This window comes from Luteimonas sp. A482 (genome assembly GCF_054072655.1).
Window position 1 is genome coordinate 1,761,926 of record NZ_JBSVRO010000001.1, and the last position, 19,007, is coordinate 1,780,932.

General features: G+C 68.5%; 16 protein-coding genes. 12 read left to right on the forward strand and 4 right to left on the reverse strand.

Annotated elements, in window-relative coordinates:
* Positions 1 to 130: 130 nt before the first annotated feature.
* Positions 131 to 1,489 carry a M14 family zinc carboxypeptidase gene (locus ACW5DW_RS07830; protein ID WP_457018200.1) on the reverse strand — a complete coding sequence of 453 codons (1,359 nt, stop codon included), beginning with the start codon at positions 1,487 to 1,489 and terminating at the stop codon, positions 131 to 133.
* Positions 1,490 to 1,739: 250 nt separating this feature from the next.
* On the opposite strand from ACW5DW_RS07830, the gene ACW5DW_RS07835 reads away from it, so the two are divergent.
* Together ACW5DW_RS07835 and ACW5DW_RS07840 are read left to right on the forward strand one after the other, a co-directional pair.
* Positions 1,740 to 1,997, forward strand: a complete 258-nt coding sequence (locus ACW5DW_RS07835; RefSeq protein WP_457018201.1) for a hypothetical protein — start codon at positions 1,740 to 1,742, stop codon at positions 1,995 to 1,997.
* A gap of 52 nt (positions 1,998 to 2,049) precedes the next feature.
* Positions 2,050 to 3,306 (forward strand): CynX/NimT family MFS transporter, encoded by a 1,257-nt coding sequence (locus tag ACW5DW_RS07840; RefSeq protein ID WP_457018202.1) that lies wholly within the window; start codon positions 2,050 to 2,052, stop codon positions 3,304 to 3,306.
* 340 nt (positions 3,307 to 3,646) lie between these two features.
* On the opposite strand, the gene ACW5DW_RS07845 is transcribed toward ACW5DW_RS07840, so the two are convergent.
* Positions 3,647 to 3,778, reverse strand: coding sequence for a hypothetical protein (locus ACW5DW_RS07845; protein WP_457018203.1), 132 nt, complete (start codon positions 3,776 to 3,778; stop codon positions 3,647 to 3,649).
* Positions 3,779 to 3,926: 148 nt separating this feature from the next.
* Between ACW5DW_RS07845 and gntA the strand changes: the two genes are divergently transcribed.
* From gntA to ACW5DW_RS07875, 6 genes are all read left to right on the forward strand, one after another.
* Complete coding sequence (gene gntA, locus ACW5DW_RS07850) at positions 3,927 to 4,670, forward strand: guanitoxin biosynthesis heme-dependent pre-guanitoxin N-hydroxylase GntA (RefSeq protein ID WP_457018204.1); 744 nt, start codon at positions 3,927 to 3,929, stop codon at positions 4,668 to 4,670.
* Complete coding sequence (locus ACW5DW_RS07855) at positions 4,667 to 5,314, forward strand: DUF1989 domain-containing protein (protein WP_457018205.1); 648 nt, start codon at positions 4,667 to 4,669, stop codon at positions 5,312 to 5,314. Before gntA ends, ACW5DW_RS07855 begins: the two co-directional genes overlap by 4 nt.
* Positions 5,315 to 5,446: 132 nt before the next feature.
* A complete protein-coding gene (locus ACW5DW_RS07860; protein ID WP_457018206.1) occupies positions 5,447 to 6,412 on the forward strand; it encodes a glutathione S-transferase family protein in 966 nt (321 codons plus the stop codon).
* Between the two features lie 91 nt (positions 6,413 to 6,503).
* Positions 6,504 to 7,964, forward strand: a complete 1,461-nt coding sequence (locus ACW5DW_RS07865; protein ID WP_457018207.1) for a catalase — start codon at positions 6,504 to 6,506, stop codon at positions 7,962 to 7,964.
* A gap of 316 nt (positions 7,965 to 8,280) precedes the next feature.
* Positions 8,281 to 9,027, forward strand: a complete 747-nt coding sequence (locus tag ACW5DW_RS07870; protein ID WP_457018208.1) for an outer membrane beta-barrel protein — start codon at positions 8,281 to 8,283, stop codon at positions 9,025 to 9,027.
* 317 nt (positions 9,028 to 9,344) lie between these two features.
* On the forward strand, positions 9,345 to 10,289 hold the full coding sequence (locus tag ACW5DW_RS07875) for a S66 peptidase family protein (protein ID WP_457018209.1): 945 nt from the start codon (positions 9,345 to 9,347) through the stop codon (positions 10,287 to 10,289).
* Positions 10,290 to 10,334: 45 nt separating this feature from the next.
* Here ACW5DW_RS07875 and ACW5DW_RS07880 read toward each other — a convergent pair whose 3' ends face one another.
* Both ACW5DW_RS07880 and ACW5DW_RS07885 read right to left on the reverse strand, forming a co-directional pair.
* Positions 10,335 to 11,732: a PQQ-dependent sugar dehydrogenase gene (locus ACW5DW_RS07880; RefSeq protein ID WP_457018210.1), complete on the reverse strand. Its 1,398-nt coding sequence runs from the start codon at positions 11,730 to 11,732 to the stop codon at positions 10,335 to 10,337.
* The gene (locus tag ACW5DW_RS07885; protein WP_457018211.1) at positions 11,729 to 12,157 is read right to left on the reverse strand and encodes a DUF2231 domain-containing protein; all 429 of its coding nucleotides are present in this window, start codon (positions 12,155 to 12,157) and stop codon (positions 11,729 to 11,731) included. Before ACW5DW_RS07885 ends, ACW5DW_RS07880 begins: the two co-directional genes overlap by 4 nt.
* Positions 12,158 to 12,502: 345 nt before the next feature.
* Here ACW5DW_RS07885 and ACW5DW_RS07890 point away from each other — a divergent pair, with 345 nt between their 5' ends.
* From ACW5DW_RS07890 to ligD, 4 genes are all read left to right on the forward strand, one after another.
* Entirely contained in the window at positions 12,503 to 12,718 is a 216-nt protein-coding gene (locus tag ACW5DW_RS07890; protein ID WP_457018212.1) for a hypothetical protein, read from the forward strand.
* A 27-nt stretch (positions 12,719 to 12,745) separates the two neighbouring features.
* Positions 12,746 to 15,298, forward strand: coding sequence for a diguanylate cyclase (locus tag ACW5DW_RS07895; protein ID WP_457018213.1), 2,553 nt, complete (start codon positions 12,746 to 12,748; stop codon positions 15,296 to 15,298).
* Positions 15,299 to 15,457: 159 nt separating this feature from the next.
* Complete coding sequence (gene xth, locus ACW5DW_RS07900) at positions 15,458 to 16,291, forward strand: exodeoxyribonuclease III (RefSeq protein WP_457018214.1); 834 nt, start codon at positions 15,458 to 15,460, stop codon at positions 16,289 to 16,291.
* Entirely contained in the window at positions 16,288 to 18,954 is a 2,667-nt protein-coding gene (ligD, locus tag ACW5DW_RS07905) for a DNA ligase D (RefSeq protein ID WP_457018215.1), read from the forward strand. The genes xth and ligD overlap by 4 nt, the downstream gene beginning before the upstream one ends.
* Positions 18,955 to 19,007: the final 53 nt, after the last annotated feature.

Sequence of the window (19,007 nt, forward strand, 5' to 3'; positions counted from 1 at the left end):
CATGGTTCGATTCTAAGGTCCAGCACCGCATAATTGATATGAAAACATTGAAAGATGATGTTTCATGCATCAATCATCGGAAATCCCGGGTCGATCCGAAGCCTTGCGTCCGCGCCGGGGCTTCGTCGCGTCAGGGCGCCGGGCTGGAGGGATCGACGTCCCCGGCCAGCGTCCAGACGGGCTCACTGCCGGCCGCGTCCCGGCTCAGCAGGAAGTAGGCCGGCGCCCCCGGCGAGAAGCCGGTCGGCCCCGCATCCGCCGAGGCCGGCGAGAATGGCAGGATGTAGAGCCCGCTGGCGTCGATCGTGCGGCGGGCGCGGGTGTCGCGCAGATCACCGATGTCCTCGATGCGGCCGCCGCGCTCGAGCAGGGGTTCGCTGAAGTCCACCAGCACGTCCACCTGCGCCGGCGACTGTCCGGGCAGGACCAGGGTGCCACCCCGGACCAGCAGGTCCGGCCAGGGCTTGCCGTTGCGCGGGAGTTCGTCATAGCGCGCGTGCGGAAGGCCGGCGTGCGAGCCGGTGGCGATCGCCTCCAGCCCGGCGACCAGGGCCAGGAAGTTGAGTTTGCGCAGCTGCTGCTTGTGCAGGTCCCCCTCGATGCCGCCCGATTCGATTAGCACGGTGGAAACGCCGGCCTTCGCGGTCAGGTCACCGAAGGCGCGCGGGTTGAAAGTGTCGTCCCACTTGGCGATGTGTCCGCCGACATGGGGCTCGAGCACCGCCCTGATGGCCACCGCAACCTCGATGGCCCGGCCGCGGCTGGCGTCGACGTCGCGCGCCTCGTTGAACGCCGGCGCGAGCAGGGCGATGGCGGTGCCGCGGTCGGAACTGCCGGCGCGGTAGCCCACCTGCTGGTCATGCAGGTTGAAACCGAACGCGGGTTTGACGCGTTCGCGCAACGCGTGCAGCACGCGCGCTTCGGGCGAGGCGAGGGCGCGTGCGTCGCGGTTGATGTCGATGCCCTGCGCATTGCGGCGCTGGAAGCGCGCCGCGCCATCGGGATTGACGATGGGCAGCACGTGCAGGGTCGTGCCCTGGCGCAGGCGCTGCACCAGCGGATGGGCGGGATGTTCGCCCAGGAATCGGAACAGGTCCGCCAGCGCCATAGACGCGGTGCTCTCATCGCCATGCATCTGCGACCACAGCAGCACGCGTGTGTCGCCGTCGCCCCAGGACACGTGCTGCAGCGGTCGGCCCTCGGCGCTGCGGCCCACTTCCTCGATCCGGAAGCCGCGGGCGCCGTCGATCAGTGGGTGCGCGATCTGCCACCACTGCTCCGGCTTGAATCGGCGGTCTTCCAGGCCCGCGACGCGGACCTGCCTGTCGTACAGCCTGTCCAGTTCGTCGAGCCACGCAGGCGGCGGTGGCAGAGGCGCGTCCCGGGACGCGGTACGCGCGTCGGCTTCGCCGGCCTGCGCGCTGCCGTGCCAGGTCGGCACCAACGTGGCCAGTGCCGAGAGCAGCAGCAAGGCGGTGATGTGACGCATGCGGTTCGAACTCCGTGGCACAGCGGTGGCGCAGTATTGCAGGCGCGGGTTTCGCGGTGCGCTGGATCGCGCGCGGGGCATTGACGGGGAATGCACGCCGTCATGTCATCTTGCCGCCCTCGATGGCGATCCTGGAGTTGCGATGCCCAGTCCTGCATGCGTTCGAGTTTCGGTCGCGTTGTGCCTTGCCCTGTGCGTTGCCGGCTGCGCGACGGCGCCGGCCGTGGCACCTTCGACGGCCGGGGCCTCCGTGATCGAAGGCACGGTCGCCTCGATCGATACACAGCCGTGGACCTATGACGGCAATGCGGTGATCCGGGTCGACACCGCCGACCGTGGCAGCGTGGCGGTGGAGCTGCCGGCGCGCTGGAACCTGTGCAAGGCCGCCCCGGTCGACGTGGAGGCCCTGGCCGTCGGCATGCGTGTACGCGCCATGGGCGCGGCAGGCGGGGAGGGTGGACTGGTGGTGTGCGAGGACGCAGCGCATCGACTGGTGCCGGTGGAATAAGGCTCCGGCGCAACACTGCAGCGCGCGCAGCACCCTGCCTTTCCGCTGCGCGATGGACGAAAATGCCGCGATGACTTCCCCCCGTCTCCCCTGGGCCGGCCGCCTGCTGGCCCTGCTGTGCATCCTGTTGTCCGCGTTCAACCTGCGGACGGCGGTGACCTCGCTCACGCCGCTGCTGGACAGCCTGGGCCAGACCTTTGGCTTCGGCGCGACCATGACCGGCGTGTTCGGCATGGTGCCGACCGCAGCGTTCGCCGTGTTCGGCGTGCTGACGCCGCGGTTGGCGCACCGGATCGGACTGGAGCGCACCGCGCTGCTGTCGATGCTGCTGGCGGCCGCCGGCCTGCTGGTGCGTTCCTTCGCCGGGGGGACCGGCGGGTTGCTGGGCGGCTCGATCGTGGCCCTGGCCGGCATGGGCATCGGCAACGTCGTGCTGCCGCCGCTGGTCAAGCGTTACTTCCCCGACCGGGTCGGCACGGTCAGCACGCTGTACATCACCGTCCTGCAGCTGGGCACGATGTTGCCGGCGCTGGCGGCGGTGCCGTTGGCGCAGGCCGCTGGCTGGCGCGTGTCGCTGGGCATCTGGTCGCTGCTGGCGGTGGCGGCGGTGCTGTCGTGGCTGGCGGTGCTGTGGCAGGAGCGGCGCCACCAGGGCGTGCTTGCGGCGATCCACGACCGTGCGGTCGCGACCGGCGACGAGGCGCCCGAGCTCGCCCCGGCCCCGGCCCGCGGCAAGGTCTGGCGCTCGCCGCTGGCCTGGGGCATGAGCTTCATGTTCGGCATGACCTCGCTGATCACCTACACGATGTTCACCTGGCTGCCCAAGCTGCTGGCCGAATCCGGCGCCAGCGAAGCCTTCGGCGGGACCATGACCGCGCTGTTCGCCGCGCTCGGGCTGCTGGGCGCGCTGCTGGTGCCGGGATGGGCGACACGGGTGCGCAACCCGTTCCCGCTGGTGGCCGCCTGCGTGCTGGCGTACCTGGCCGCGTTCGCCGGCCTGTGGCTGGCGCCGATGCAGTGGCCGGTGCTGTGGGTGGTCCTGCTGGGACTGGGGCCGACGACCTTCCCGCTGGCCCTGACCCTGATCAACCTGCGCACGCGCACGGCGGGTGGTTCGGCCGCGCTGTCGGGCTTCACCCAGGGCGTGGGCTATACGATGAGCTGCACCGGGCCGCTGTTGTTCGGGGTGCTGCACGAGGCGACGGGCGGCTGGACGTGGTCGTTCGCCTTCCTCGTCCTGTGCGTGGGGCTGATGCTGGCCGGCGCCTGGCAGGCCTGCCGGCCGCGGATGCTGGAAGACCACTGGTAGCCGGCTGCCCCCGGGAGAGGGCGCGGCCCCTCACGTGAGCCCAATGGATGCCGGCATGCACCGACATGACGGCGGTGCGTCGCGGCGTCAAGCGCCGTGCCGTCGAACCAGAGGCAGATCGTGTTCGGGTTGCCCACGTTCCTGCTCCGCTGTCGTGATGCAGGAGTTGTCCTCCTGTTCCTGTCGACGAACGGGAGTCCGGGAAATCGACCGCGGCATGCGCGGACTACGCGGAGGCAGGGACCGCACCCATTCGCGGCATTCGTCGCATTGGCAGGCGGATCCGGCCGGGCCGCGGGTGACCAGCGGCCTGGATGAGCCAGAGGCTCGCCGGCAAGGCCTAGTCCTGCGGGGGTGCGGTGCCCGCCTTGGCATCGCGCTCGGCGCGCTTCTTTGCGTCCTTCTCGTCCTGCTTCTTCTTCTTGGCCAGTTCGCGCTGGCGCTTTTCAAATGAATAGTTGGGCTTGGCCACGGGTACTCCACGTATGAACGAATGCCCAGTGTCGCATTTTGCGCGGGCGCGGTCGCGTGCGCCCCACACGCGGCCTTGGCATGCCTGTCGATAGGGTGCACGAAACCCGATCACGGGATCTCCGCCTGCAGCCAGGAATTCGCGCCAGATGAGAGCGTTTGCCACCACCCGCAACTACCCCGACACGCAGCCGCGCCCGCCACAGCCGCGTTCAGCTGCCAGCAATGGACTGACCGCGCGTTTCCGCGATTTTCTTGGCGAGGCGTCGTTTCCCTGCGTGGGCGCGAAGGCTGCGCTGGCGCGTGAATCGATCGAGGTGCTCGAGTTGGCCGCGCTGGGCGACCGGCACAACGATGCCCGGCTGCTGAGCCAGATCGAATCCTTCATACCGGTCCTGGACGAAGGCGTCGACGGCGATGCGACGATCCTGCGGTCGTTAGTCGCGCTGTTCGACGGCCCCCGCGACACCGACGAGCGACGGTTCGAGGCCCTGCTGTGGTCGCAGCTGCAGCGCCTGCACGATCTGGATGCACGCGCCGGCAATCCCTGGGCAGCGGATGTCAGCCGGAATCCCGACGACCCGGCCTTCAGCCTGAGCCTGGGCGGCCATCCGTTCTTCGTGATCGGGCTGCATCCGGGCGCGTCGCGGACCGCGCGGCGCTTCGAAGTCCCGGCGCTGGTGTTCAATTCGCACCGGCAGTTCGAGCGGCTGCGCGCCGATGGACGCTACGCGAAGATGCAGAAGGCCACGCGCACACGCGACGTCGCGCTGCAGGGCTCGATCAACCCCAACCTGGCCGATTTCGGCGTCGCCAGCGAAACCCGTCAATACAGCGGTCGCGCGGTGGAGCCGGAGTGGGGTTGCCCGCTGCGGATCCGGAAGACCCGATGAGCGGGCAGGGAACGCAGCCGACGGCGCCCGCGGATGGCGGGTTCGAGCGCATCGCGCCATGCTCGGGCGTCGCCGTCGAACTGGACACCGGCGATGAGCTGATCGTGGTGGATCCACTGGGCCAGCAGGTGAGTGACCTCACCGCGTTCGCCCGCGACGATCTGGACGAATACCTGTCTTCCGGCCGCTCGATCGACTACGCCTCCAGGCTCTGGCTGACCACCGGCGATGTGCTGTACTCCAACCGCAGCCGCCCGATGTTCACCATCGTCGAGGACAGCTGCGGCCGCCACGACTTCACCCTGACGCCGTGTTCGAAACGGATGTTCGAACTGCTCTACGACGAGAAGGAAGGGCGTCCGGGCTGTGAGGGCAATCTGGCCGCGGCGCTGGCGCCTTACGGCATCGGCGTGGACCGCATCCCGGTCGCCTTCAATATCTTCATGCACGTCACCGTCGATGCCGACACCGGCGCCATCGCCGTGCGTCCGCCGCTGAGCAGGCCGGGAGACCTGGTGCGGCTGCGCGCGCAAATGCCGTTGGTGGTGGCGATGACCGCGTGTTCGGCGGGACAGTCGAACAACTTCAGCTACAAACCCATCGACTACCGGATCGAGCGCGCCCGCGATACGGGTCCAGGCTGAGGCTGAGCTTCATGCGGCCCCGCCGTGGGGAGGCAGAACGCCGCCACCCGGGAACGCAGTGACCCGTGAACGATACGCCCCGCCCATCGTCGCGCCGGTATCCTGTGGGCAGGCATACACGGCGGAGGATGCATGGGACTTCTGATCGACGGCCAGTGGCATGACAAGTGGTACGAAACCAGCGACGGCGCGTTCAAGCGCGAGCAGGCCAGCTTCCGCGATTGGCTGACCGCCGATGGCGGTCCCGGCCCGGACGGGCAGCGCGGTCATCGCGCCGAGGCCGGACGCTTCCGCCTCTACGTCAGCTACGCCTGTCCCTGGGCAAACCGGGCCTTGATCCTGCGCGCGCTCAAAGGATTGGAGGACCTGGTGCCGGTGTCGGTCGTGCACTGGCGCATGCTCGAACACGGCTGGACCTTCGAGGAGGGGCCGGGCGTCACCCCCGATCCGGTGATGGGCGCCGACTACGTGCACCAGCTGTACGTGCGCGCCAGGCCGGGCATGAGCGGACGTGTCACCGTACCGATGCTGTGGGACCAGGCCACCGACACCATCGTCAGCAACGAGTCGTCCGAGATCATCCGCATGTTCAACGACGCCTACGGCCAGCTCGGGGCGAAGCCCGGCGACTACTATCCGCAGGCGTTGCGCGCGGAGATCGACGCGGTCAACGCGCGGGTGTACCCGGAGGTCAACAACGGCGTCTACAAGGCCGGATTCGCGACCACCCAGAGTGCCTACGAGGACGCGGTGCGGCCACTGTTCGCGGCGCTCGACTGGCTGGAAACCCGGCTGGCAGGGCAGCAGTGGCTGGTCGGCGAGTGCATGACCGAGGCGGATATCCGGTTGTTCACCACGCTGGTGCGCTTCGACGCGGTTTACCACGGTCACTTCAAATGCAACCTGCGGCGGATCGCGGACTATCCGGCGTTGAGCGCCTTCCTGGGCAGGATGATGGCCATTCCGGAGATCGCTGACACCGTGCATCTGGACCATATCAAGCGTCACTATTACGAGAGCCACCTCACCATCAACCCCACCGGCGTGGTGCCCCTCGGGCCGCTGCAACCTTTACCGGCTCGCGGTACAGAACCTTAACGTATCCCGGCGCAGCATCCACACAATCTTCACAAGCATAGAGGGCAACGCCATGGCAGATCAGGACGACAAGCACGCAACCGGATCGACAATGAGTACCGGTGCCCCCGCACCCAGCGACCGCAACTCGCTCACCATCGGCCCGGACGGCCCGATCGTGCTGCACGACGTGCATTTCCTGGAGCAGATGGCGCACTTCAACCGCGAGAAGGTGCCCGAGCGCCAGCCGCACGCCAAGGGCGCCGGCGCCTTCGGCGTGTTCGAGACAAGCGCGGACGTGTCGAAGTACACGAAGGCCGCGCTGTTCCAGCCCGGGGCGAAGACCGACATGCTGATCCGGTTTTCGACCGTGGCCGGCGAGATGGGCAGCCCGGACACCTGGCGCGACGTGCGCGGGTTTTCGATGAAGTTCTACACCAGCGAAGGCAACTACGACCTGGTCGGCAACAACACCCCGATCTTCTTCGTGCGCGACCCGATGAAGTTCCCGCACTTCATCCGCAGCCAGAAGCGGCTGCCCGATTCGGGCCTGCGCGACAACCACATGCAGTGGGATTTTTGGACCAACAATCCCGAATCCGCGCACCAGGTGACCTATCTGATGGGCCCGCGCGGCCTGCCGCGCACCTGGCGCCACATGAACGGCTACGGTTCGCACACCTACATGTGGATCAACGCCGCCGGCGAGCGTTTCTGGGTCAAATACCACTTCCATACGCAGCAGGGCATGGACTTCTTCAGCAACGCCGAGGCCAAGGACATGGCCGGCAGCGATGCCGATTTCCATCGCCGCGACCTGTTCGACGCCATTGCCCGCGGCGAGCATCCCAAGTGGGTGCTGTCGGTGCAGGTGATGCCCTACGAGGATGCGAAGACCTACCGTTTCAATCCCTTCGACCTGACCAAGGTCTGGCCGCACGCCGACTACCCGCTGATCGAAGTCGGCACGATGACGCTCGACCGCAACCCGGAGAACTTCTTCGCCCAGATCGAACAGGCCGCGTTCTCGCCGGGCAATACCGTGCCGGGCATCGGGCTGTCGCCGGACAAGATGCTGCTGGGCCGCGCCTTCGCCTACAACGATGCCCAGCGCAACCGCATCGGCACCAACTTCCACCAGCTGCCGGTCAACCAGCCCAAGGTGCCGGTAAACACCTACATGTTCGACGGCCAGATGGCCTACCACCACAGCGGCGCCGCACCCGTGTACGCCACCAACAGCGGCGGCCGTTCCTGGGCCGACGACACCGGCGCGATGGAGGATGGCTGGGAGGTGGACGGCCCGATGGTGCGCAGCGCCTACACCCTGCGGCCAGACGACGACGATTTCATCCAGCCCGGTACCCTGGTGCGCGAGGTGTTCAACGACGCCGAGCGGCAGGCGCTGGTCGACACCGTCGCCGGCGCGCTGCTCGGTGGCGTGCGCAGCCCGGTGCTGGAACGCGCTTTCTGGTACTGGACGTCGGTCGATCCGGACGTGGGCCGGCGCATCGAGGAAAAAGTGCGCAGCGGCAGCGCGCCGGAGCCGGCCGCTGGAATGAGCGAAGCCTGAGCACAAGGGATGGCTGGCGGCGACAACGCCGCCAGCGGAATCCCCCCGCCGACGGGTCGGCGCATGACCGTGAGGCGGCTTCGGGAGCGGAGTCGCCGCATATGTCATCGGTTCCCGGCCCGACCGGGCTTGTGTGTGCTTGACACTCAGGGACGCGCTCCCCACGCTGTGCGCCGACACGGACGTGGGGTGGGGCGAAGCCCCGGCGCACCGATGGGCATTACCGCCTGGTTTCGGACGGCATCTGCCTGACGATCACCGTGTCGCGCAAGCGGTCGCGCCACGCGCGTCGGCCAAGTCCAATCAGGGGAAAAACATGAGTACGAACAGACTGGCGGCCGCGATGGCCGCCGTCATGGTGGCTGCCGTCCTGGCATCCGCGGGCGCGCATGCGCAGAACAAACCGGTCCAGGCCTGGGCGCCGCCACAGGGCCAAGACCCGGACCCGGCCAAGCGCCTGCCGACGGCTACACAGTCCCACGATGGTGGGCATGCAACGCAGCAGTCGGTACAGCCGCAGGTCGGCGAATACCCGCAGGCACAGCCCTACGCGGGCGAACAGCAGGTCAGGTCGCACTACGAGGAAGGCCGCGGTGGCTTCTTCGTGGGCGTGCAGGGCGGCAGGGGCTGGATCTACGAAGACGTGGACCAGTCCGCACGCGCGGTCAGCGCAGGCTATCGATGGCAGGCCGGTCCCGTGGCGCTGGTGGGCATCGAGGTGGCGCGCGGGCAGTTGAGCGACACCACGGACGACGGCTGGCGCATCTCCCAAATCGACTACGCCAGCATCGGGGTGAACGCCCGTTTCAATTTTGGCGCGACCAATCCGGTCTACGGCCTCGTGCGGGCCGGCTACATGGCGGCCGAGGACGAGTTCGACAACAGCGTCGATGGCGGCTACTTCGGCGTCGGCCTGGGCGTCGACTTCAACCGCCACTTCAACATGAGCCTGGTGTACACGAATTACGTCTATTTCAACGACTATTACTGGGAAGACGGCGACTTCTTCTACGACGCAAACCGCGCCGACATGCTGATGCTGGGCGTAGAAGCGCGCTTCTGATCCAACGCGCCAAGCTTGCGAGCCGCCCTTCCGGCACACCGGAAGGGCGGGTAGGGGGCAGTCGCCCGATTTCTGTGGGGCGCGCGGTCCAACCGGCTGGGTCCGATTACGGAACCGACGCCTTTCCCATGCGGCACAAGGATGTCGGCTCGCCGATTGTTGACCGGGCAGGTGACGGCTACCCTGTGTCGGACTTCCGAACCACAGGCGGCGGCATGCACAGGCGACAGTTTCTTGGCAACGCGGCGCTCGCAGGTCTGATGGCGTCGCTGCCGGGCGTTGGTGCTGCAGCTGCAGCCGCATCCGGTCCCGCGCGAGTGCTTCCGCCACCGCTCAACAAGGGCGACACGGTGGCACTGGTGAGCCCGTCGTCGGCGACAGATGACCGGCTCAACCTGCAGCTGTCGCAGGAGGTGATGGAAGCGCTGGGCTTCCGCGTCAGGACCGGCGCGCATTACGGCGCACGGCGCGGACACCTCGCTGGTACGGACGAAGCGCGCGCCGCTGATCTCAACGCGGCGTTCGCCGACGACGAGGTCAATGCCGTCATCTGCGTGCGCGGCGGGTCGGGCGCGGCGCGCGTGCTGCCGCTGCTCGACTACGACATGATCCGGGCCCATCCCAAGGTACTGCTGGGGTATTCGGACATCACCGCGCTGCACAACGCGATCCTTGCCCGCAGCGGACTGGTCACCTTCCACGGCCCCAATGGCACCGGCAGCTGGAACCGCTTCAATGCCGACCAGTTCGAGCGCCTGTTCTTCCAGCGCGAGCTGATGCAGTACCGCAACCTGGTCGAGGCCGGCGACGAGCTGGTGCCGCGGCGCAACCGCACGCTCACCATTGCGGGCGGCAAGGCCAGCGGTGAGCTGGTGGGCGGCAATCTCACGGTGCTGACCGCGCTTGCCGGTTCGCCTTACCTGCCTGACTTCACCGGCAGGATCCTGTTCCTCGAGGACGTGTCGGAAGCGCCGTACCGCATCGACCGCATGCTCAGCACGCTCAAGCTGATGGGCGCGCTCGACCGCATCGCCGGACTCGTGTTCGGTGAATGCACGGACTGCGATCCCGGCGACGGCTACGGCTCACTGACGCTGGACGAAATCCTGGACGACCACATCAGGCCGCTCGGAATTCCCGCCTATCGTGGCGCGATGATCGGGCACATCCGGCAGCAGTTCATCGTCCCGGTCGGCGGCAGGGTGGAGATGGACGCCGATGCCGGGACCTTCCGCCTGCTCGAACCCGTGTTCCAGGCCTGAGCGCTGCGCTGGTCGCGCGCCGTCACGTCGAGACCCGCGCCGCCATCATTCCTCCGGCGGCGTCTCTGCCTCTGCCTGCGCTTCCATCCCCGGTCCGGGCGTCAATTCGCCCGCAGCTCCAGGCACCGGCACCGATTGCACCGCACCATCTCGGCTCACGCGCCAGATCGTGTTTGACAGGTCATCGGCGACGATCAGCGCGCCACGCGGATCCACCGTAACGCCGACCGGGCGGCCACGTGCCTGTTGCGCGTCCTGGTCGAGGAAGCCGGTCAGGAAGTCCACCGGATCCCCGGCGGGCCGTCCATCGCGGAACGGCACGAACACCACCTTGTAGCCCACCGGATCGGCGCGGTTCCAGCTGCCATGCATGCCGACGAATGCGCCATCGGCGAATTCCGGCCCCATCACCGGCTCGGAGAAATCGAGTCCCAGCGCCGCCACATGCGAACCCAGCGCATAGTCCGGCGTGATCGCGGATGCGACCTTCTCCGGATCCTGCGGCCTGACGCGATCGTCGACGTTGCTGCCCCAATAGCTGTAGGGCCAGCCATAGAAGCCGCCGTCGCGCACCGAGGTGAGGTAGTCGGGCACCAGGTCCGGGCCGATCTCGTCGCGCTCGTTGACCACGGCCCAGAGCTGGCCACTGCCGGGCTGGACCGCCAGGGCGGTCGGATTGCGCAGGCCGGTGGCATAGGTGCGGTGCATGCCGGTGGCGACGTCGATCTGCCACACCACCGCCCGGTTGGCTTCGGCGTTCATGCCCCGCTCGGTGATGTTGCTGTTGGAACCGATGCCGACGTAGAGGAAGCGGCCGTCGTCGCTCGCGGCCATCGCCTTGGTCCAGTGATGGTTGATCTTTGAAGGCAGTTCGGCGAGCGTCTCGGGCGGGCCGGATGCGCGCGTCTGGCCGGGCTGGTAGTCGAACCTCACCACCGCGTCCTGGTTGGCGACGAACAGGTCATCGCCGACCAGCGCCAGGCCGTAGGGTGCGTCGAGGCCTTCGGCAAAGACGGTCTTGAGTTCATAGGTGCCGTCGCCATCGGCGTCGCGCAACAGCGTCACGCGGTTGCCGCCCGGCACGGACGTGTTGCCGCGGGACTTGATCATCCCGGCAATCACGTCCTTGGGCTTGAGCGGCTTGGCATAGCCGCCCCGGCCTTCGGCCACGAGGATGTCGCCATTGGGCAACACCAGGGTCTGGCGCGGAATCCCCAGATCGGTGGCAATGGCGCGGACCGTGAAGCCCGCAGGCGCGACCGGCTGCAGCCCACCCCATTCGACGGGGGTCGAAATGGTCATGTTGGGCAGCACGCCGCGGTGTGGCTGCGGCAGGTCGGGTTCGGAGCCGTACTGGCGCTCCGCTGGCTGCGGTGCCGCGTTGCAGGCAACCAGGATGGCCGCGGCCAGGGCGATGGCGGGCAATCGCAGGAACATGGTCATGGCTGTCCTCCAGTACGCGGTGCCCAGAAGCCGAGCCCAACCGCGATCGCGACCAGCACGGTGCCGATCACCGAAAGCACCAGGCCGGCAGGCATGCTGGCCCAGGCATCACGCGCGTGCATCAGGGCATTGAAGAACTGCACGATCCAGGCCGCCGCCAGCACCAGCAGGTAGGCGACCCGGCGGCGGGTTCGCGATCCCTTGCGGGCCAGGCCCACCACGGCGCATGCGATTGCGATGCCCGCCAGGACCAGCCCCCCCGCGATCAGCCAGGATGCGAAGTTGTTCCACTGGATCTCGTAATGCCGCGCATACGCGATGTCGCTCAGCAGCGCGCCGACGAACAGCGGCAGCGCGCCGGCGAGGACGACCGCATGCAGCGGATGGAGGGTATCGGGATACCGGTGCTCGACGATGACGGCCACGCGGGAACTCCTTAGCTGTTGACGACGCGGACAGGCGGATCGCTTTCGTGCAGGGGCTGGCTACCGCCTTTTGCGGGGCCGGGCAGGCGGTGGTGCCGCGCCGGTCGCACGGGTGCGAACCGGGGCCGGGATGGCTGTAGCGCCAGCTAGGCTAGCGGCCGCGGTGTGCACGCGGGGTGGAAGCTTGTTTCCCGGCGGCACGTCCGCTGCGTCTGCGCGCTGTGCTAATGTCGCCCCGGTAAAGACAGCAGGGGCAGTGCGCCCGTGTCGCGGGAGACCCGGCGCAACGCCGGGCCTGGCGATACCCGGCGTAACGATGGACGTGGGGCGACCGGGGGACTTGAAATGTCGAAATTGCTTGGATTGATGAGAAGGCTCGGCAGCGATGCCGCGCTTGCCGAGGAATATGCACGGGATCCTGATTCGGTGCTGCAGCGCGCAGGCCTGACCGATGAAGAGCGCAAGGCGATGGCCGAACGCGACTACGCGGCGGTCAAGCGGCTCACCGGGCTGGCGGATGGCAAGTTCGCGACCAACCACACCATCAAGCTCTACGAGTAATCGCGCCGGCGTCCCGGTGCAGCCGCCATGGGCCGATTGATCGCCGGTGCCCTGCTGGGGCTGGCACTTGCATGCATGCCGGCGTTCGCCCAGGACGATCCCCTGGAGGCGCAGGTCCGCGAGATCGAACGGCTGGCGGTGACCGCGCACTGGCGCGAGTCCGAGGCGGCGATCGCGCGGCTGGCCGAGCAGCCCGGCACGCCAACCGACGTACAGCGGCATCGCCTCGACTTCGTGCGATTGCGCAACCTTGCGCTTGCCGGAGACCAGGCCAAGGCACTTGAAGGGCTGGCCAACCTGCTCGAACACGAGCTCCCCGTCGAGCTGCGGCTGCGTGTGTACAACACGGCCATCAGCGTTGCCGCCAATCTCGAGCAATGGCCACGTGCGTTCGCCTGGCTCGGCGAAGGCCTTGCGTACCTGCCCGAGGCGCCATCCGAATCGGCTGGCCTGCTGAGCGGCGCGAGCTACCTGCATACGCTGGTCGGCGAGACCGGCAAGGCGCGTGACCTGGCCATGCGCGCGCTCGAGGTGGTGCTGCCGGGCAACGATCCCAGGGCGCTGTGCCTGGCGCTGAGCGATGTCGCGCTTGCCGAGGACCACTCGGGCAACTACGCCGAAGCCGAGGCCTGGCGCCGGCGCCAGATCGAGGCCTGCTCACGCGCGGGCGATCCGGTGTTCACCGCCAACGGCAAATACGGCGTGGGCAAGATGGCGGCCCGCCTGGGCCGCCACGGCGAGGCGCTGGACTGGGCCCGCCAGGCGCTGGCGGAATTCGAAGCGGCGGGCTTTACCGCGGGCGTGTGGAGCACGCGGCTGGTGCTGGCCGAGAGCCTGATCGAACTGGACCGGGATCTCGACCAGGCCGACGTCCTGCTCGATGGCACCCTGGCCTACTACCGCAAGCAAGAGGCGCACCTGGCCATTGCCGAAACGCAGAACCTGCGCGCGCGGCTGGCCGAGCGTCGCGGCAATCCGGTCGCCGCATTGGCCCACTTCCGCGCCGGTGCGGAAGCCACCGCGATCGCCGATCGCGACGCGCGCGAGCGTCGGCTGACCTACCTGCAGGTCGAGTTCGACACCCGCCTCAAGGAGCAGCAGATCGCGCTGCTGGAGGCGGAGAAGGAACTGGCTGCCCTGCAGGTGACCGCCACCCAGCGCAGGCAGTGGCTGCTGGCCTCGGGCATGGCCGGGCTGGTGATCATCGCGCTGCTCCTGGTACTGCTGCTGCGCCACTCGCTGCGTGAGCGCCGTCGCTACCGCTGGCGCTCCGAGCACGACAGCCTGACCGGCCTCTACAACTACCAGCAGGCGCGCAAGCTGGGCGAGGACGCGTTCGCGCAGGCGCAGCGCCGCGGCGCGCCGTTCACCGCGATCGTCCTCGACATCGACCGCTTCAAGGGGGTCAACGACCGCCACGGCCACGCCGCCGGCGACGAGGCACTGCGCGCACTGGGTGTCTGGATCCGCGACGAGGTTGGCGACAGCGGCGTCGCGGGGCGCAGCGGCGGCGACGAGTTCACGATCCTGCTCAACGCGGACGCGGCAGCGGCCGAGGCCATGCTGCAACGCCTGCGCGCGCGCATCGAACCGCTTGCGGTGTTCGGGCAGACGGTGCGCTTCAGCGTCAGCTCTGGTGTCTGCCAGGCCAACGACGGCGCCCACACCCTGGAGCAGCTGATCCACGAGGCGGACCAGGCCCTGTACCGCGCCAAGCACGAAGGCCGGGATCGCGTCGTGCATGCCTGCAACGCAGGCGACGGCCCATCGTCCCCGTCCGGCGGGCTGGTGGTCGTGGGCAGCGGCATCGAGTTCGGCCGCCACATCAGCGAGCGCAGCCTGTCGGAGATCCGCGAAGCCGACGTGGTGCTGTGCCTGGTCGATGCGTTCTCGCTGGGCATGATCCGCGATTTCCGTCCCGATGCGGTCAACCTGGGCGTGCACTACGCGGACGGCAAGGACCGGCGCGACACCTACCGCGAGATGGATGCCGCGATCATGGCTGAAGTGCGGTCCGGCAAGCGCGTGTGCGCGGTGTTCTACGGGCACCCGGGCGTATTCGCCGACGTGCCGCACGCGGTCGTGCGCAAGGCCCGTGCCGAAGGCTTCGCCGCACGGATGGAGCCGGGGATCTCGGCCGAGGCCTGCCTGTACGCCGATCTCGGCATCGACCCGGGCCGGCACGGCGTGCAGTCGATGGAAGCCACGCATTTCATGGTCTACGACCGCGTGCCCGACAACAGCGGACTGGTGCTGTTGTGGCAGGTGGCGCTGTCGGGCGACCTGACGTGCTCGCGCTTCCACGCCGAGCCCGAAGGCCTGCAGGCGCTGGTCGAACGGCTGCAGCGCTGGTACCCGGGCGAGCACGAGGTGATCCTGTACGAAGCCGCGCGCCTGCCGATCGAAAGTCCGCGGGCAGAGCGCCTGATGCTGCGCGATCTCGCGCAGGCACACTACGTGGAATACACCACCCTGGTGATCCCGCCGCTGGTGCCGCTGCGCGAGGCCGGTGCGGCCGCCGGGTCGACGAGGGAGGCCGGGGGCGGTGCCAGGGTCACGGGCGCGACGGGTCGCGGCTGAAGTCACGGTGGCGCTGTCTCGCAGCATTCACGGTCCGATCATGATGATCCGGTGTTCCTTCCATGTGCACGGCTGCGTGCCGTGACATCGTCCTTGTCCGGCTGCAACTCGTCCTGCGGGTGAAGGCCCGGCACGACAGTCCGACAAGAGGCCGCCGCAATGCCGCGCGCGAAAACGCTGAAGCTGGCCACCTTCAACGTCAACGGAATCGGCACGCGCCTGCCGCACCTGCTGGCCTGGCTGCAGCGCGAGCAGCCCGACATCGTCGCGCTGCAGGAACTCAAGGCGGTGGACGAGGCGTTCCCCGCCGCCCAGCTCGAACAGGCCGGCTACGGGGCAATCTGGCAGGGCGAGCGCTCGTGGAACGGGGTCGCCCTACTGGGGCGCGACACGGTTCCGGTCGAGAGCAGGCGCGGCCTGCCTGGCGACCGCAGCGATGGCCAGAGCCGCTACCTGGAAGCGGCGATCCACGGCGTTGTCGTGGCCGGGCTCTACCTGCCCAACGGCAATCCGCAGCCAGGCCCCAAGTTCGACTACAAGCTCAAGTGGATGCAGCGCCTGATCCGGCATGCGGCATCGCTGGTGGAGCTGCCGCATCCGGTGGCACTGATCGGCGACTTCAACGTCATCCCGACCGATGACGACATCTACGATCCCAAGGGCTGGCGCAAGGATGCGTTGCTGCAGCCGGAGGTACGCGCCGAGTACGAGCGCCTGCTCGAGCAGGGCTGGACGGACGCACTGCGGCACGTGCATGGCCAAGCGCGCATCTACACCTTCTGGGACTACTTCCGCCAGCATGCCGAGCGCGACCGCGGCCTGCGCATCGACCACCTGCTGCTCAACCCGGTGCTGGCCAACCGGCTGGTCGACGCCGGCGTGGACCGCTGGGTGCGACTGCAGGAGAAGGCCAGCGACCACGCGCCAACCTGGGTGGAAGTGCGGACGCAGGCACCGGGCAAGCGCGCTCCCGCGCGCCGGGTGCAGCCATGACGATCGAGGACTACCGCCGCAAGCGGCGCTTCGACCGCACCCGCGAGCCTGAGCCGGGCAAGGCCGCGCCGCGCGGGAAGCGTCCGATCTTCGTGGTGCAGCTGCACCACGCCAGTCGCCGCCATTACGACTTCCGCCTGCAGGTGGGCGATGCGCTGCGCAGCTGGGCGGTGCCGAAGGGCCCGAGCTACGATCCGACGGTCAAGCGCATGGCGGTGGAGGTGGAAGACCATCCGCTCGATTACGCCTCGTTCGAAGGCGAAATCCCGCGCGAGGAATACGGTGGCGGGCACGTGGCGCGCTTCGACCACGGCGTGTGGACCACCGATGGTGATCCCGCGGCGCAGCTGGCCAAGGGCCACCTGCGCTTCGAGCTGTTCGGGCGCAAGCTCAAGGGCGGCTGGCACCTGGTGCGCTCGGGCAAGCCGGCCCGGCAGCCGCAGTGGCTGCTGTTCAAGGACCGCGACGATTACGCCGGCACCCTCGAGGCGGACGACCTGCTGGCCGATGTCGCCAAGGCGCCCGAAGGCGACGTCAAGCGCGCCGGCGCGGGCAAGACCACGCGCAGGAAACTCGCCGAAGTCCCCGTCGCCAGGGCGCGACGCAAGGACTGGGCGCGCAAGGCCCTGAAGCTGGCGGGCGCGACGAAGGCGGATGCGCCCTCCGGCCCGTTCGAGCCGCAGCTGGCCAGGCTCGGCGACGCACCGCCAAAGGGCGAGCACTGGATCCATGAGCTCAAATGGGACGGCTACCGCATCGTTGCCACGATCGAGGATCGGCAGGTGCGGCTGTGGTCGCGCAACGCGCTGGACTGGACCGACAGGCTGCCCGACATTCGCGCCGCCATCGAGGCGCTGGGCCTGCGCTCGGGCGCATTGGACGGAGAACTGCTGGCCGGCAGCGGCACCCGCGCGGACTTCAACCTGCTGCAGTCCACGCTGTCGGGCGAGCGCCAGGGTCGGCTTGCGCTGGCGCTGTTCGACCTGCTGCACGTGGACGGCGTCGACATCTCCGCCGCGCCGCTGATCGAGCGCAAGTCGCTGCTGGAGGAACTGCTCGAAGGCGCGCCTCCGCAGCTGGCCTACAGCTCGCATATCGAGGGCGACGGCGAGGCGGCCTACAAGCTGGCGGGCGAGGGCGATTTCGAGGGGATCATTTCCAAGCGCGGCGATCGGCCCTACCACGGCGGCCGCGGCGACGACTGGCGCAAGACCAAGCAGTTGGCCAGCGACGAGTTCGCGGTGGTCGGCTATACCGCGCCCAAGGGCAGCCGCAAGGGATTCGGCTCGCTGCTGCTGGCCAGGCCCGACCCGGAACACCGCTGGCGCTACGTGGGTCGCGTGGGCAGCGGGTTCAACGACGCGCTGATGCGCGAGGTGGGCGACAAGCTGCGTGGTGGCGGCAGCAAGGCGACCGCCTTCGTCGGCACCACCGATACCGACCTGCGCAGCGCCACGTGGTTCGCGCCACGTTTCGTGGTCGAAGTGAACTTCCGCGGCATCGGCCGGCAGGAGCTGCTGCGCCAGCCCTCGCTCAAGGCGGTGCGCTGGGACAAGGACATCGGCGACCTCGCCGACAGCGATCGCGACTCCACCAGCACCCGGGTGACGGACATGGCACAGGCAACCGCCGCGACGCGCGGCACCTCGAAGAAGGCGGGCACCACGAAGGCTGCGACGAAGAAGGTCGGCACGAAGACGGTCGGCAGGAAGAAAGCGGCTGCCAAGGGAGCGACGAAGAAGGCCGCCCAGACCGCTGTGGGCAAGAACAGCCGCGGGCCGCAACGCGACACCAGCCTGCCCACGCTCTCCAGCCCCGACAAGATCCTGTTTCCCGACACGGGCACGACCAAGCAGGAGGTGTGGGACTACTACACCGCCGTGATGGACCACCTGCTGCCGGAAATCATCGGGCGACCGCTGTCGGTCATCCGCTGCCCGGGCGGCATCGGCCAGGCCTGTTTTTTCCAGAAGCATCTGACCGCCGGCCTGGAGCGCGTGTCCACCGCGCGGCTCAAGGAGGAGAGCGGGCGCAGTGCCGACTACCTCGTGGTCGAGGACGCGGCCGGGCTGATGGAGCTGGTGCAGTTCAACACGCTCGAGTTCCATCCCTGGGGATCGCACGCGCAGGATCCGGACGTGGCCGATCGCGTGGTGTTCGATCTCGACCCGGGCGAGGGCGTGCCCTTCGCCGAGATCAAGAAGGCAGCCGCGGACATCCGCAAGCTGCTGGAGCAGCTCGAACTCGAATCATTCCTGCGCGCCTCCGGCGGCAAGGGCCTGCACGTGGTGGTGCCGCTCAGTCCGGGCTGCGACTGGGACCTGACCAAGCGCTTCGCCCGCGGCTTCGCCGAGACGCTGGCGCAATCGCAGCCCGACCGCTTCCTGGCCACGGCCACCAAGAGCAAGCGCAGCAAGCGCATCTTCATCGACTACCTGCGCAACGGGCGGGGCGCCACGGCCGTGGCCTCGTACTCGCTGCGCGGGCGGCCAGGCGCGCCGGTGGCGATGCCGCTGGCCTGGCCAGAGCTGTCGAAGCTGCAGGCTGCGAACGTGTTCACCATCCAGGACGTGCCCGCGCGACTCAAGCGCCGACGCAAGGATCCCTGGGAGGGGATTGGCAACATCCGGCAGAACCTGGCGCGCTGGGCGCAGGACGACTGATCAAGCTGCATCCGGCAGATGGAGTGCGGAAACCAACCGCATCCTGCGTCCAT